This is a genomic window from Rhizobium acaciae, assembly GCF_025941625.1.
GTDB lineage: Bacteria > Pseudomonadota > Alphaproteobacteria > Rhizobiales > Rhizobiaceae > Rhizobium > Rhizobium acaciae.
The window spans coordinates 108,182-122,341 of sequence record NZ_JAPCZO010000018.1 but is presented as its reverse complement, the minus strand read 5'-3'; the positions used below and the strand labels follow the sequence as shown (position 1 = coordinate 122,341).

General features: G+C 62.9%; 15 protein-coding genes. 10 read left to right on the top strand and 5 right to left on the bottom strand.

Annotated elements, in window-relative coordinates; translation table 11 throughout:
* Positions 1 to 17 precede the first annotated feature (17 nt).
* The gene (locus tag OLZ32_RS26440) at positions 18 to 683 is read right to left on the bottom strand and encodes a GntR family transcriptional regulator (protein WP_003549344.1); all 666 of its coding nucleotides are present in this window, start codon (positions 681 to 683) and stop codon (positions 18 to 20) included.
* A 131-nt stretch (positions 684 to 814) separates the two neighbouring features.
* On the opposite strand from OLZ32_RS26440, the gene OLZ32_RS26435 reads away from it, so the two are divergent.
* Together OLZ32_RS26435 and OLZ32_RS26430 are read left to right on the top strand one after the other, a co-directional pair.
* A complete protein-coding gene (locus OLZ32_RS26435; RefSeq protein ID WP_264398520.1) occupies positions 815 to 2,011 on the top strand; it encodes a Tm-1-like ATP-binding domain-containing protein in 1,197 nt (398 codons plus the stop codon).
* Positions 2,004 to 2,846 (top strand): phosphoenolpyruvate hydrolase family protein, encoded by an 843-nt coding sequence (locus OLZ32_RS26430; RefSeq protein WP_406648936.1) that lies wholly within the window; start codon positions 2,004 to 2,006, stop codon positions 2,844 to 2,846. The genes OLZ32_RS26435 and OLZ32_RS26430 overlap by 8 nt, the downstream gene beginning before the upstream one ends.
* 87 nt (positions 2,847 to 2,933) lie before the next feature.
* Here the strand turns inward: OLZ32_RS26430 and OLZ32_RS26425 are convergent, their stop codons facing one another.
* Positions 2,934 to 3,836, bottom strand: a complete 903-nt coding sequence (locus OLZ32_RS26425) for an NAD(P)-dependent oxidoreductase (RefSeq protein WP_264398518.1) — start codon at positions 3,834 to 3,836, stop codon at positions 2,934 to 2,936.
* Between the two features lie 159 nt (positions 3,837 to 3,995).
* On the opposite strand from OLZ32_RS26425, the gene OLZ32_RS26420 reads away from it, so the two are divergent.
* The 3 genes from OLZ32_RS26420 (at position 3,996) to OLZ32_RS26410 (ending at position 5,825) form a co-directional block, all read left to right on the top strand.
* Entirely contained in the window at positions 3,996 to 4,463 is a 468-nt protein-coding gene (locus OLZ32_RS26420) for a universal stress protein (protein WP_264398517.1), read from the top strand.
* A 121-nt stretch (positions 4,464 to 4,584) separates the two neighbouring features.
* Positions 4,585 to 5,499, top strand: a complete 915-nt coding sequence (locus tag OLZ32_RS26415; RefSeq protein WP_003549335.1) for a DnaJ C-terminal domain-containing protein — start codon at positions 4,585 to 4,587, stop codon at positions 5,497 to 5,499.
* Positions 5,500 to 5,501: 2 nt separating this feature from the next.
* Complete coding sequence (locus OLZ32_RS26410) at positions 5,502 to 5,825, top strand: chaperone modulator CbpM (protein ID WP_264398516.1); 324 nt, start codon at positions 5,502 to 5,504, stop codon at positions 5,823 to 5,825.
* 16 nt (positions 5,826 to 5,841) lie between these two features.
* Here the strand turns inward: OLZ32_RS26410 and OLZ32_RS26405 are convergent, their stop codons facing one another.
* From OLZ32_RS26405 to OLZ32_RS26395, 3 genes are read right to left on the bottom strand one after another with little or no spacing between them, the layout of a single operon-like run.
* Complete coding sequence (locus OLZ32_RS26405) at positions 5,842 to 6,771, bottom strand: phosphatidate cytidylyltransferase (protein WP_017992340.1); 930 nt, start codon at positions 6,769 to 6,771, stop codon at positions 5,842 to 5,844.
* Positions 6,768 to 7,388: a lysophospholipid acyltransferase family protein gene (locus OLZ32_RS26400; protein ID WP_017992339.1), complete on the bottom strand. Its 621-nt coding sequence runs from the start codon at positions 7,386 to 7,388 to the stop codon at positions 6,768 to 6,770. The genes OLZ32_RS26405 and OLZ32_RS26400 overlap by 4 nt, the downstream gene beginning before the upstream one ends.
* Complete coding sequence (locus OLZ32_RS26395; protein WP_032986949.1) at positions 7,385 to 8,014, bottom strand: CDP-alcohol phosphatidyltransferase family protein; 630 nt, start codon at positions 8,012 to 8,014, stop codon at positions 7,385 to 7,387. Before OLZ32_RS26395 ends, OLZ32_RS26400 begins: the two co-directional genes overlap by 4 nt.
* A 216-nt stretch (positions 8,015 to 8,230) precedes the next feature.
* Between OLZ32_RS26395 and OLZ32_RS26390 the strand changes: the two genes are divergently transcribed.
* Genes OLZ32_RS26390 through OLZ32_RS26370 form a run of 5 tightly spaced genes read left to right on the top strand, consistent with a single transcriptional unit; the run spans position 8,231 to position 14,147 of the window.
* Positions 8,231 to 9,217, top strand: coding sequence for a BMP family protein (locus OLZ32_RS26390; RefSeq protein ID WP_264398515.1), 987 nt, complete (start codon positions 8,231 to 8,233; stop codon positions 9,215 to 9,217).
* 8 nt (positions 9,218 to 9,225) lie between these two features.
* Positions 9,226 to 10,638 (top strand): amidase, encoded by a 1,413-nt coding sequence (locus tag OLZ32_RS26385; protein WP_264398514.1) that lies wholly within the window; start codon positions 9,226 to 9,228, stop codon positions 10,636 to 10,638.
* On the top strand, positions 10,635 to 12,167 hold the full coding sequence (locus OLZ32_RS26380) for an ABC transporter ATP-binding protein (protein ID WP_264398513.1): 1,533 nt from the start codon (positions 10,635 to 10,637) through the stop codon (positions 12,165 to 12,167). Before OLZ32_RS26385 ends, OLZ32_RS26380 begins: the two co-directional genes overlap by 4 nt.
* Positions 12,157 to 13,206: an ABC transporter permease gene (locus tag OLZ32_RS26375; protein WP_264398512.1), complete on the top strand. Its 1,050-nt coding sequence runs from the start codon at positions 12,157 to 12,159 to the stop codon at positions 13,204 to 13,206. The genes OLZ32_RS26380 and OLZ32_RS26375 overlap by 11 nt, the downstream gene beginning before the upstream one ends.
* Entirely contained in the window at positions 13,203 to 14,147 is a 945-nt protein-coding gene (locus OLZ32_RS26370; RefSeq protein WP_130728587.1) for an ABC transporter permease, read from the top strand. The genes OLZ32_RS26375 and OLZ32_RS26370 overlap by 4 nt, the downstream gene beginning before the upstream one ends.
* The last annotated feature ends 13 nt before the right edge of the window (positions 14,148 to 14,160 follow it).

Sequence of the window (14,160 nt, the reverse complement as noted above, 5' to 3'; positions counted from 1 at the left end):
TCCGGCATTCCGGCCGGCTAACGCGCCGGATTCTCTTTCTGAAACCGTGCCATGACGGCCTGCTGTACATCGCTGATATGCGCGTGCATCAGGGCCTTGGCGCGTGGGATGTCGCGCGCCCTGAAAGCCTGCAGGATCTGATCGCGCTCCTCAGCTGCCCTTTCGGCCAGATCGCGGCTCTCATTGGCGATCGAGCGGCAGATCTGGATCTGCAGCGCGAGCCGCGCCAGCGTTTCGATCAGCGGCGCGCTTCCCGAAAGCTCGGCGATGGTCTCGTGAAATTCCTTGTCGCGAATGCCATAGGTCTCCATGTCGCCGCGGCGGAGTGCCGCCACCGCCTCATCCAGGATGCGCTCGAAGCCGGCGATATGCCGGTCGCTCATCTGCGGCACGGCAAGCTCGACGGCGAAGCATTCGAGCGTCTTGCGCAGCTCGTAGAGGTCGTCGATCTCCTTCGGCGTGAAGCTGCGCACGAAGAAGCCGCGATAAGGCTTGATCTCGATCAGCCCTTCCTTGGCGAGCGTGCCGATCGCCTCGCGAAACGGCGTGCGGCTGACCTGCAGGCGTTCCGTCAATTCCTTTTCGTCGATCGAGACGCCGCTCGGTAGCTCGCCGGAGACGATCAGGCGAACGATTTCCTCGTAGATCCGCTCGCGAAGAGTGAGGTGGCGCGGTGCGTTCATGGTCTCCATTTCCGTCTGGCTTTCGTTGATCAAGTATGCAATATACGAAAGAATATACAATATGGAAAATATAAAACTCGAGGTTTTTTCGGAAGAAAGTCGAAGATCGATCAGAAAGAGGAGGAAAACCAATGGGAAAGGTCTATATCGTCGGCACCTGCGACACCAAAGGCGCTGAACTGAACTATGCCAAAGAGGTGGTTCTTGCGGCCGGAGCCAATGCCGTGCTGGTCGATGTCGGCACGGTTGGGAAAGGCGCCGGCGCCGATATCCAGGCGCGCGAAGTCGCCGAATTTCATCCCGAGGGCGCGGCGGCCATGCTCGGGCAGACCGATCGGGGAACGGCGGTTTCGGCCATGGCCAAGGCACTGACGGCGTTTCTGAAATCGCGCAACGACATCGGCGCCGTCCTCGGCCTCGGTGGAACCGGCAATACCGCGCTTGTAACCGAGGCGATGCGGGCACTTCCCATCGGTGTGCCGAAACTGATGGTCTCGACGGTCGCCTCGGGCAATGTGGCGCCTTATGTCGGCCCGAATGATCTCACCATGATGTATTCGGTCGTCGACGTCGCGGGCTTGAATGCGATCTCGCGCAGAGTGATCGGCAATGCCGGAAATGCGGTAGCCGGCATGGCCCGCAACGCCATCACCCCCTCTAGGGATGATCGCCCGGGCATCGGCATGACTATGTTCGGCGTCACCACCTCCTGCGTCACCCAGATCCGCGAGATGCTTGGCAAGACGCATGAAATCTACGTCTTCCATGCGACTGGCGTCGGTGGCCAGTCGATGGAGAAACTTGTCGATTCCGGTCTGTTGCAGGGCGTGATCGACGTGACGACGACTGAGGTGCCCGACCTTCTCATCGGCGGCGTCTTTCCGGCGACCGAAGATCGCTTCGGCGCCATCATCCGCACGGGGCTGCCCTATATCGGCTCGGTCGGCGCCGTGGATATGGTGAATTTCGGCGCGCGGGACACCGTGCCGGCGCCCTTCCGCGACCGCAGGCTTCACGTCCACAACGCGCAGGTCACCCTGATGCGCACCACCCCGGAGGAAAATTGCAGGATCGGTGCCTTCATCGTCGAACGGCTCAACCGGATGCAGGGTCCGGTCCGCTTCCTGCTGCCGCTTCAGGGTGTTTCGGCGATCGATGCTGCCGGTCAGCCATTCCATGACCCCGAAGCCGACGCGGCGCTGTTTTCCGCCATTCGTGCCGGCTGGCGCGATGCGCCGAACAGGCGCCTCGTCGAGATAGACGCCCATATCAACAGCTTGGAATTTGCCACGGCACTGGTTACCGGCTTCCATGAGATCCATGCCTGAGGAGAGAGTTTTGACCCGCATCAACCGAGACGACATTCTGAGCAAGCTTCGCCGCAAAATCGCCGAGGGCCGGCCGATCATCGGCGGTGGCGCCGGCACTGGCCTTTCCGCCAAGAGTGAGGAAGGCGGCGGCATCGATCTGATCGTCATCTACAATTCCGGCCGTTACCGCATGGCCGGGCGCGGCTCGCTGGCCGGCCTGCTCGCCTATGGCAATGCCAACGAGATCGTCAAAGAAATGGGCCGCGAGGTCTTGCCGGTCGTGCGCCACACGCCGGTGCTTGCCGGCGTCAACGGTACCGATCCCTTCATGCTGCCTGATCACTTCCTCGACGAGCTGAAGGCAATGGGTTTTGCCGGCATCCAGAACTTTCCGACCGTCGGACTGATCGACGGAACGTTTCGCGCCAATCTCGAAGAGACAGGCATGGGTTTCGATCTGGAAATCGAAATCATCGCCCGCGCAAACGCCAAGGACATGCTGACGACGCCCTATGTCTTCGCCAGCGAGGACGCCGTTGCCATGACCAAAGCCGGCGCGGACATCGTGGTCTGTCATCTCGGCTTGACCACCGGCGGCGCGATCGGCGCTGAATCGGCGCTGACGCTCGATGGATGTGTGGAAAAGATCAACGAATGGTCGGATGCCGCAAGGGCGGTGCGCCAGGATGTCATCGTGCTCTGCCATGGCGGGCCGATCGCCATGCCTGCGGATGCGGCCTATGTGCTCGCCCGCTGCAAGGGTTGCCACGGCTTTTACGGCGCGAGTTCAATGGAGCGATTGCCGACCGAGGTTGCGATCCGGGCGCAGGTCGAACAATTCGCGACGATATAGGCATGGCCTGGATTGGGCACGAAGCCTGCTGCCGGCTCCACCGATGTGGGGCGCCGGCAGCCGCGAGCAACAGCTCGACCATCGCGATCAGTTGTCGGTTCCAGGGAGCGCCATGATCTCGTCCAACTGCCCGACGAGCACGCGGCTGCCCTCCACGTCGGTCGCCATCCTGGAGAAGACGTCCGCCATGCCGCGGAAGATGGTCGCTGCCGGATCATCTTCTCCAAGGAAATCGGCAATCTCCTGCATTTCGGCGACCCACCGATAGGCTTTCGGATACATGTCGGGTATGGATCCCGACAGCTTGCGGTCGACGTCGGGAAGGCTTTCGGAGAGTTCGGCTTTCAGGCTTTCGGCGGCACCGGAACGCGATGCGGCAAGCAGCATGGCGGTGCCAAGGCCGACAAATCCCTTGTTGATGCCGGCATAACACATCTTCAGTGCCGAGGCGGCGCCGAGCGGTCCGTCGAGCCTGCGGATTCGCAGGCCGTAATCCTCGAGCGGCCGGCTTCGCTCCGCAATATCGCCGCTGATATAGATGGTCGGACCTGATTTGCCGGTGACCGGCGGCCCGCCGATGATCGCACCGTCAAGCACCTCGACGCCGCTGCCTTCGAAGCGTGCCGCCAAAGCCTGCATGGTTTTCGGCGCGATCGCGTTGAGGTCGATGAAGGGCGGCGGCGCCTGCATCCCCGACGATATGTCCGCGACGAGTTCGGCGACCTTGATCGCCTCCGCCGGTGGAACGATCGACAGGATCAGCTCGGCCTTCGTCAGCTCCTGGCGGTCGACCGGCACCATGCCGGCTGCCTTTGCCCGCGCAATCGTCTGCTCGCTCCTGCCGTCGAGATAAGTCAGCACCGTAGCGCCGTGGTCGATCAGCCGTTTGGCGACGGCACTTCCCATCGCGCCCGATCCGATAATCGCAAAATCCGGCATGTGAACCTCAATCAATGACATCATCGGGTTAGAACTGTTGCTAATGGCCATATCGTCAACTGCGACGATTCAGCCGGAGCCCCTTCCTAAGAGCTGGCCGCTTCGTGCGCGCTGCCGTTGCGGCACTTTTTCTTGATATTCGTCAATGCCGGGACGGTCGACACCGGTATGATCGGTGCTATCATTCGCATTCGAGGATATGGATTTCAAATGTATCGGACGATCATCTGCGGCATCGGCATGGGTCCCCGCCAAACGGCCAGCCGCCTTCTGCGCCGGGCTGCCGCGCTGATGGACGAAGGCGGAAGCATCGTCGTCATGCACGTCATCGAGAATATCCCCCGCCGTCACCTGACGGAGCTTCCCGAGGAATTCGAAACGACCGCCATCGTCGACGCCGAAAGGAAACTAGCATCGCTCTGCAAGGAGCTGGGAATTCCGGCGATGATCGAGGTTCGTATCGGCGTTGCCGCCTCCCTGCTCGTCTCCGTCGCAAGGGAGAAATCGGCCGATCTCATCCTGGTTTCATCCCATGTGACGGATATTACCGACTACGTCTTCTCCTCGATCGTCGAGAAGGTCGTGCGCCACGCCGGGTGCTCGGTTCTCATCGATCGGCGACCCGATCCCGCGCTTGAAGGCTCGGCGCCTCAAGTGGAAGACGCGGCGTTGATATAGTTCCGCTGCGGATTGATGAAGTCGATCAGAGCGGCCGGCCTCCCCTCCCCGGCGGCGGCCCGACAACCTATATCATCCCCAAAGCCAACCAGCAGTATTCGCTGCCCGACCGGAGATATGTATGAGCCAGGATCCCTACGAGCTTCTGGGCGTGAAACGCGATGCGACGCAAAAGGATATTCAGAGCGCGTTCCGCAAGCTCGCCAAGAAACTTCACCCCGACCTTAACCCCGGTGACAAAAAAGCCGAGGAACAGTTCAAGCAAATTTCAACGGCCTACGAGATCTTGAGTGACGAGGAAAAACGCGGACGCTTCGACCGCGGCGAGATCGATATAACCGGCGCCGAGCGGGCGCAGCGCAATTATTACCGCGACTACGCGTCGAAGAGCGGGCCTGGCGATCCCTACCACAATAGCGCCGGCTTTGCCGATTTCAGCGATGCCGACGATATCTTCGCCAGCTTCTTTTCACGTCGTGCCGGCGGCGGCCAGACCCGTGGTCGTGGCCGTGACCGGCAATTTTCCATGGAGGTCGACTTTCTCGAGGCCGTCAACGGCACCAGGACCGAGGTCAAGATGCCGAATGGTCCGGCGCTCGACGTACAGATCCCGCCGGGAACGCGCGACGGCCAGACCTTGCGGCTGCGCGGCAAGGGCGAGCCGGGCATCGGCGGTGGGCCGGTGGGCGATGCCCTGATCGAAATCCGTGTGCGCCCGCACCGCTTCTTCACGCGCGACGGCGACGATATCCGCCTGGAACTGCCGATCTCCCTCAGTGAGGCGGTGCTTGGCGGCAAGGTTCGCGTACCGACGCCGTCGGGACCGGTCAATCTGACGCTGCCGCCTCATTCGAACACGGGCAAGGTCCTGCGTCTCAAGAGCAAAGGTGTTCCAAAACGCGGCGGCGGACACGGCGACGTCTACATCTCGCTGAAGATCGTGCTGCCCGACGCCCCGGATGAACGGCTGACGGACTTGATGAAGGAATGGGCGACGGCAAACTCTTACGATCCGAGAAAAAACATGGAGGCTTGATTATGGATGATCTCGAATTCCGTCTTTACTTGAAAATCGACATCGTCCAGCTCGACCTCTGGATCGAACAGGGTTGGTTGATCCCGGAGACATCGGGCGGCCAGAGGCAATTTCGCGACGCCGACGTCGCACGCGCCCGGCTGATCCTGGACCTCATGGGAAACATGGGTGTCAACGAAGCCGGCGTCGATATCGTCATGGAGCTGGTCGACGAATTGCACGGCCTGCGGGGAACGATGGGCAAGCTGATGACCGCCATCGGCAAGCAGGAGCGGGACGTTCAGCGCCGGGTGTTCGAGAGCCTCGAGGAGATTGACCGGTTTTAAACGATCGGCCGAATTCTCAGGTGGTGAACCAATAGCGGACGATATGAAAGAACAGCGGCGCTGCGAAGGTGATGGAGTCCAGGCGGTCAAGCACGCCGCCATGGCCCTCGATCACATAGCCCCAGTCCTTGGCATTGAGATCGCGCTTGATGGCCGAGAGCACGAAACCGCCGAAGAAACCAGCGACGACGATGACCGTGCTGATGGCAGCGGCCTGCAGCGGCGAAAACGGCGTCAGGCGATAAAGCAGCGTTCCGACGAGGATGGCCGAGGCGCCGCCTCCGACCAGCCCTTCGATCGTCTTCGACGGGCTGATGTTCGGCGAGAAGCGGTGCTTTCCGAGGAGCTTGCCCCAGACATACTGGAAAACGTCGCTGAGCTGCACGACCACAACCAGATAGACGAGAAGAAGCGCCGGCGGGGTGCCGGTCTCCAGCATAAGCAGGGCGGGAGCGTGGCTGATCGAATAGACCGTCAGCATCAATCCCCATTGAACCCTGGCGCTGCGGGCGAGGAATTCGTTGACGTCACCCGTCAAGGTCGCCACAGCCGGCAGGATCAGGAAGGCATAGACCGGGATGAAGATCGCAAACAGGCCGTACCACTCCGTTCCGAGCAGCACGTAATGCAGCGGCAGCACAACGAAGAAGGACAGGAAAAGAGCCAGATGATCGCCGCGCCGCGATGGTGTCAGCGTCCAGAATTCGCGAAGCGCCATAAAGGACAGGAATGCGAACAGGATGACCGTCGCCGTGTCGCCGAGCAGGATCGCGCCGCCGAACACCGCGACCATGATCCACCAGGAGCGGATACGGGCGTTGAGGTTTTGGACGGTGGCGACGGAGCCGGGTTCGGTCGCGCGCCGCTGAAGGGCAAAACCGATGGCCGAGGCGACGGCAAGCAGGCCGAGGATGGCGGCCAGCACGATGGAGAAAAGGCTGGTCATGCGGCATGCCCCCCATCCGCGAGCTCAATGACCGCGGCGCGGGCGCGGGCCAGGAATTCGGCCTTTTCCTCGCCTGGTTCGACGCGGAGCGGCTTGCCGAAGCGCGCGGTGCAGGTGATCGGGACGATCAGCATGCTTCCCTTCGGCAGGATGCGCTGAAGGTTGTCGAGATGGATCGGCACCAGATCGACATCCGGAAAACGGCATGCGAGGCGATAGATGCCGCTGCGGAACGGGGCGATCTCATCGGTGGCGCTTCTCGTTCCCTCAGGAAAAATCAGGATCGAACGGCCTTCTTCGAGCAGGCGCTCGAGAGGCTCCAGCGGGTTGCTGTCCGGCGGAGGCTTGCGGTCTATCAGGACGGCGCGCAGGCATTTCTCCGCGATGAAGCGGCGAAGTGCGCTCGTTCCCCAATAGTCTCGTGCGGCCACCGGATGGGTCAGCCGGCGCACCGGCCACGGCAGGGCGGCCATGACGGCGACAGTATCGACATGGCTGTTGTGATTGGCGAAATAGATGCGGCGGCGGGGATCGGGCGCGCAGCCCCGCCACTCGCTTCGGGCGCCGACCAGGATACGGACGAACAGCACGAGAAGGCGACGGATGAGCGCGATCATAGTCTCTCCAGGGAACGGGCAAGCGTTATCGTGCGTGTGATGCAGGTGACAAGGCTGCCGGCCGCGATGACCGCGCATGCCAGGATCAGCGACCAGTGGCTGCCTGATATCAGCGTCTCGACGCTCTGGGCCAGCAGGCCCGCCGTCAGTACCGCCATGCGCCGCTGCTTGGCCATGACGCCGCTGAAGTCCTGGGGAAGACCGACCGATCCTCCGAAGACCCTGATATAGGCGGTGAGTGCGGCGAGCAGCGCAGCCAACCAGCCGAGCCAGCCAAAGCCGCAGGCATAGCCAGCCGCGACGAGAAACAGGCTGTCGGCGACCCGGTCGGGGAATTCGTTGTAGATCGGCCCGCTCTTGGTTTTCTTCCCGCCTTCGATCGCGACCATTCCGTCCAGCAGATTGCAGACGAGCCGCAGTTGCACCGAGATCGCGGCGCAAACCATGGCAATCGGATGTGTTGTGAAAACGATGAGCGCTGCGCCTATACCCGCGAATACGGCCGATAAAAGCGAAATGCCGTTCGGTGTCGCGCCGCTCCGCGCCAGCCACGCGCTGAGGCCGATAGCCCAGGACGACGACCGGCTCGCGATCGGTCGCCGCGAGGCGCCCTCTTTTTCCCCCATTTCATGTCCCCTAACCCCAATGATCCTTGCATATCGTGCCGACGTCGTCACGCCAAGACATAACACCTTGTAAATCCAGCCCATCGCCTCCGCGTTTCGATGAGCCGGCGGCGAGCATGGGTCGAACAGCCTGATTTTTAAGCCTGTTTCCTGCTTGACACATTTTTGGGCGCTACTATGATTTTTGAACCAAATGGTAAAAAAGGGGAACAATCAATGACCAAAGATATCCTGATTTCACGCCGGGCAGTGATCGCGTCCGGCATTGCACTTGGGGTCAGCGGCTTTGCCCCGCTGGCAAGGGCGGCTGCGCCGTTGAAGGTTGCCGGCATTCATGCGTCGCCGGTCGAAAATGCCTGGAACTCCTGTCTGCACAAGGCCCTGCAGGACGCGGCCAAGGAAGGCGTGATCGAATATGTCTTCTCCGAAGGAGTCTCCGGCACCGATTATCCGCGCGCCATGCGCGAATATGCCGAACAGGGCAACAAGCTGATCATCGGCGAGGCCTATGCGGTGGAGAAAGAGGCCCGGCAGGTCGCGACCGACTATCCCGACACCGCTTTCGTGCTGGGTTCGAGCGGCGAGCAGGCCGGCGACAATTTCGGCGTCTTCGGCACCTGGAACCATGACGGCGCCTATCTTGCTGGCATGCTGGTGGGCAAGATGACCAAGTCGAATATCGTCGGGTCGGTGGGCGCCATTCCGATCCCCGAGGTCAACATGCTGATCAATGCGTTCGCGGCGGGCGTCAAGGCGGTCAACCCGGACGCAAAACACCTCGTCTCCTTCATCGGCACCTTCTTCGATCCGCCGAAGGCCCGCGAAGCCGGTCTTGCCCAGATCGACGCCGGCGCCGACATCCTGTTCGGCGAGCGCATCGGCACGGCCGATGCTGCCAAGGAACGCGGCATCAAGTCGGTCGGCTCGCTGATCGACTATACGCCGCGTTATCCCGATACGGTGTTCGCCAACGCCATGTGGTATTTCCGCCCGATCCTGGACGCTGCGATCGCCGATGTTGCGGCCGGAAAACCGGTCGGCAGAAACTACACGTCCTACGGCCTGATGAAGGAAGGCGGCAGCGACATCGTCTTCGTGAAGGGCGTGGCGCCTGCTGAAGCCGAGGCTGCGATGGAGGCCAAGCGGGCGGAGATCAAGGCCGGCACCTTCGAAGTTCCGAAGATGATGGACGAGCCGAAGTAATTCGGCTGATGCGTGGCGATGCGACGGATCTGGCGGCGGCGATCAGGCATGGCAAGCTGAGCGCTGCGGAGGCGATGCAGGCTTCTCTTGAGGCAGCCGTGCTGCAGGAGCCGCTCGGCGCGATCGCCTATCTTGATGCCGTCATGGGCCGAGCCTCGGCGGAGGTCCGCGACAGCGAGCGACGGAACGAGCCCGATCGCTTTTCCGCCAGGCGCTTTGCCGGCGTGCCGAGCTTGGCGAAGGATCTTGGCGGCCCTTTTGCCGGGCTGCCGGCAACGGCCGGTTCGCGGCTGTTCGAAAGAAGAGGCGGCGAAGCGGACTCCGATCTGGCTGCCCGGTTCCGCGACGCCGGCTTCTGTCTGTTCGGCCTGACGACCAGCCCGGAATTTGGCCTGTCGCTCGCCAGCGAACCGGCGATCGGACCAATCTGTCACAATCCCCTCGATCCCGCACGAACCGCGGGCGGCTCCTCCGGCGGTGCGGCGGCAGCGGTTGCCGCCGGGATCGTCGCGATCGCGCATGCCACCGATGCCGGCGGTTCGATCCGTGTGCCCGCCGCCTGCTGTGGCCTCGTCGGAATGAAGCCGACGCGCGGCGCTATCCCCGGCGGGCCATCCTTCGGCAACCACTTGGCCGGTATCGCGAGCGAACTCGCGGTCTGCCGCTCGGTTCGGGATACGGCGCTGATTTTCGACAGGCTGAGCGGCAAATCGCGAGGACCTTTTCCTGACCCCTCCCTCGTCGAGAGCGATGACGGCCGTTTGCGGATCGGCCTGCTTGCCGATACCGGGTCGGCCTATCCCACGAAGGACGATCGGCTCGCCGCCGTCGAGGCTGCGGCCCGTGTGCTGGAGAGCGACGGACATGAGGTCGTTCCACTGGCGTGGTCCGAATTCGAATGGAGCGTTGCTGCAGGCGGCCGCGCCTTCGCCGATATCGTCTCCGTCAACCTTGCGGCACTCATCGAGGCGGCGGCTCTTGATGAAAGCAGGGCCGAGTCTCTCACGCAGGCCTTCGCGGCGCGCGGACGGGCACTCTCAGCGACATCGCTCTGGAGCACGCTGTACGATGCCGTCCTGGTGAGCCGTAACCTCTGGGCACTGTACGACAGGGTCGATTGCATCCTCATGCCGATGCTATCCTCCGCGCCTCTTGCGATCGGTTCCTTTCCGTCCGATCATGCCGACACGGATCTGCATCTCGAGCGGATGACGGCATTTGCGCCGCTTGCCTGCCTCGCCAATACTTCGGGCTTTCCTGCTTTGACACTGCCTTTCGGACAGGATGAGCACGCCATGCCGCTGCCGGTGCAGATCATGGCGCCGATGGGTCACGAGCCGCGTCTCCTGTCGCTTGCCGCACGCCTGGAGGCCGAGGAGCGATGGCAGCACCGTTTTCCTGTTGCAGGACTGCCGTCATGACCGGGCCTGTGCTGGAAATTATCGGCGTCAGCAAGCGCTTCGGCGGCAATCTCGCCAATGACGATATTTCGATGACGCTTGCAAAGGGCGAGGTCGTGGCCCTGCTTGGCGAGAACGGCGCGGGCAAGACCACGCTGATGAACATCCTTTTCGGCCATTACATGCCGGATGCAGGCCGGATCCTGATCGAGGGCACGGAGGTGCCGCAGGGCAAGCCGCGTGCCGCAATCCGCGCCGGCGTCGGCATGGTGCATCAGCATTTTTCGCTGGCGCCCAATCTGACCGTTCTCGAAAATGTCATGACCGGCACGGAAAGACTGTGGTCCTGGCGCTCGGGGACGTCGGCGGCGCGGAAGAAGCTGCTCACAATTTCCGAACGTTTCGGCCTGAAGGTCGATCCGGATGCCCGTCTTGGCGACTTGTCGGTCGGCGAGCAGCAGCGCGTCGAAATCCTCAAGGCGCTCTATAACGACGCCCGCATCCTGATCCTCGACGAGCCGACGGCGGTGCTGACCAATATCGAGGCCGAGCGGCTGTTCACGACGCTGAAGGAAATGGCCCGCCAGGGCCTGTCGTTGATCTTCATCTCGCACAAGCTCGACGAGGTGATGGCAGCGGCCGACCGCATCGTGGTCTTACGCGGCGGCAAGATGGTTGCTGAACGCAAGGCATCGAAAACCAGCAAGGCTGAACTTGCCGAACTGATGGTCGGACGCCGCGTGACGCGGCCCGTGCGCGAGCCGTCGACACCGGGCGCCGTTGCCCTCGAAGCGGCCGATGTGGCGGTGCGCATCGGCGGCATCGATCGGCTGAAATCGGTCAGCTTCCGGCTGCACCAGGGAGAGATCCTCGGCATCATCGGCGTTTCCGGCAATGGCCAGGCGGCACTGGCGCACCTTCTCTCCGGCACGCTGGCGCGCAGCGCCGGCGACCTGCTGTTGTTTGGCGAAGCCATCGGCAATCTTAGTGTTTCCGATGTCGTCGACGCCGGCATCGGCCGCATTCCCGAGGACCGTAACGAGGAGGGCGTGATCGGCGAAATGGCGATCTGGGAAAACGTCGTGCTGGAGCGCATCGCATCGCCGGCCTTTTCTCGGCGTGGCCTCGTCAACCGCAAGGCGGGCATGGCTTTCGCGACCGAAATTATCGACGGATTCGATGTCCGCGGCGGCCGCCCAGCCCTCCGCACCCGGCTGCTCTCGGGCGGCAATATGCAAAAGCTCATTCTCGGCCGCAACCTGCATCGGCGGCCGCGCATCCTGATTGCCGCGCAGCCCGCGCGCGGTCTCGATGAAGGCGCCGTGGCCGCCGTGCACGCCCGCCTGCTCGAAGCCCGCCGGCAGGGTACGGCCGTGCTGCTGATCTCGGAAGACCTCGACGAGGTGATCGCGCTTGCCGATCGTATACAGGCGATCGTCGGCGGCCGCCTGTCACCGCCCGTCGAGGCCGAAGACGCCGATGCCCGCAGGCTGGGGCTGATGATGGCCGGCGAATGGCAGGAAACCCCAGAGGCCGGCCATGCGATTTGAGCGCCGCGAGCACCGTCCGCTTTACCTGCTGATCGTCACGCCAGTGATCGCGGTCATCGCAGCGCTGGCGCTGGCCGGCATCCTGATATCAATCGCCGGCGCGCCTGTTATCGATGCCTATTGGCGCATCCTGACCGGCGCCTTCGGCTCGCGGCTCTCGGCGACCGAAACGCTGACGCGGGCAACGCCGCTGATGCTGACGGGACTTGCCGCCGCCGTCGCCTTCCGGGCGCGGCTCTGGAATATCGGTGCGGAGGGCCAGTTCTATCTCGGCGCCATCGCCGTTGCGGCGGCGAGTTCGAAACTGTTCGGCAACCTTCCCGCCCCTATCCTCATTCCGCTGCTGCTGCTGGTCGGCGCCATTGCGGGCATAGTGCTGATCCTGATCCCGCTCTGGCTCAGGCTGCGCTTCTCGGTCGATGAAGTCGTCACCAGCCTGCTCTTGAACTTTATCGCCGTGCTCTTCGTCTCGATGCTGATCGACGGCATCCTCAAGGATCCGCTGGCCTTTGGCTGGCCGCAGTCGCAATCGGTCAGCGATCACGCCATGCTGCCGAAGCTGATCGCCCGCTCGCGTCTGCATATCGGCTTTGCGATTGCGATCGCACTGGCGGTTGTCGTCCATTTCGTCCAGTCGCGCACCGTGTTCGGCATGCAGTCGCGCGCTGCGGGTCTCAATCCCGGCGGGGCCGTCTTTGCCGGCGTCCCGCTCGGCAAAACGTTGGTGAAGGTCGCCTGTCTCTCCGGTGGGCTTGCGGGGTTGGCGGGAGCGATCGAGGTCATGGGGGTCAAGGGTTATGTGACGACCGACCTATCGCCCGGTTTCGGCTATGCCGGCATCGTCGTCGCCATGCTCGCCAACCTCAATCCACTCGGCGTCGTCTTCGCCGCCATTTTCACGGCCACCATGTTCGTGGGTGCGGACGGCATGAGCCGCGGCCTCGGCATCCCGACCTATATCGCCGATGTCACGGTGGCGCTGTCGCTGCTGACGATGCTGATCGCCTTGTTCTTCACCCAATACAGGATCCGGCGATGATGCAGCTGTTCGACATCATCGCTTCCGCCGGGCTCTGGGCGGCAATTCTGCGGATCGCCACGCCGCTGATTTTCGGCACGCTCGGCGCTTTGCTCTGCGAACGCGCCGGTGTGCTCAATCTCGGCATCGAAGGCATCATGACCTTCGGCGCGATGATCGGCTGGCTTTCCGTCTATCACGGCGCCGATCTCTGGACCGGCCTGCTGATTGCCGGCGTGGCCGGTGGCGTCTTCGGCCTGCTGCATGCCGGTCTGACGGTGACGCTCGGCCTCTCCCAGCATGTTTCCGGTCTCGGCGTCACGCTGTTTGCCTCCAGCTTCAGCTATTATGTTTTCCGGCTGATCGTGCCGCTTGCCAATACGCCGCCCACCATCGTGCCGTTCCAGCCGATCGCCATTCCCGGTCTCTCGACATTGCCGTTCATCGGGCCAGCCTTCTTCACGCAGACGGCGCCCACCTATCTCGCGATCATGATCGCCCTGCTGATGGCCTACATCATCTTCCGCACGCCAGTCGGGCTTGCAATCCGCATGACTGGCGAAAACCCGCATGCGGCGGAAGCCCAGGGCGTCAATCCGATGAAGGTGCGTTATGGCGCGGTCATCATGGGAAGCGCGCTGATGGGAATGGGCGGCGCTTTCCTGACACTGTCGGCCTTCAACAGCTTTTTCCCGACCATGGTGCAGGGGCGCGGCTGGATCTGCATCGCGCTCGTCGTCTTCGCCTCCTGGCGGCCGGGCCGCGCGCTGTTCGGCGCGCTGCTTTTCGCCTTCTTCGACGCCTTTCAGCTTCGGCTGCAAACCGCGCTGAGCGGGCTTTTGCCCTATCAGCTCTTTCTGATGACGCCCTATATCCTTTCCATTGCCGCCCTTGCCGTCATGGCCCGCCGCGCCCGCGTTCCGCAGGCGCTGATGCAGCCCTATCGCCGCGGCGAACGCTGAAACCGCCCACATC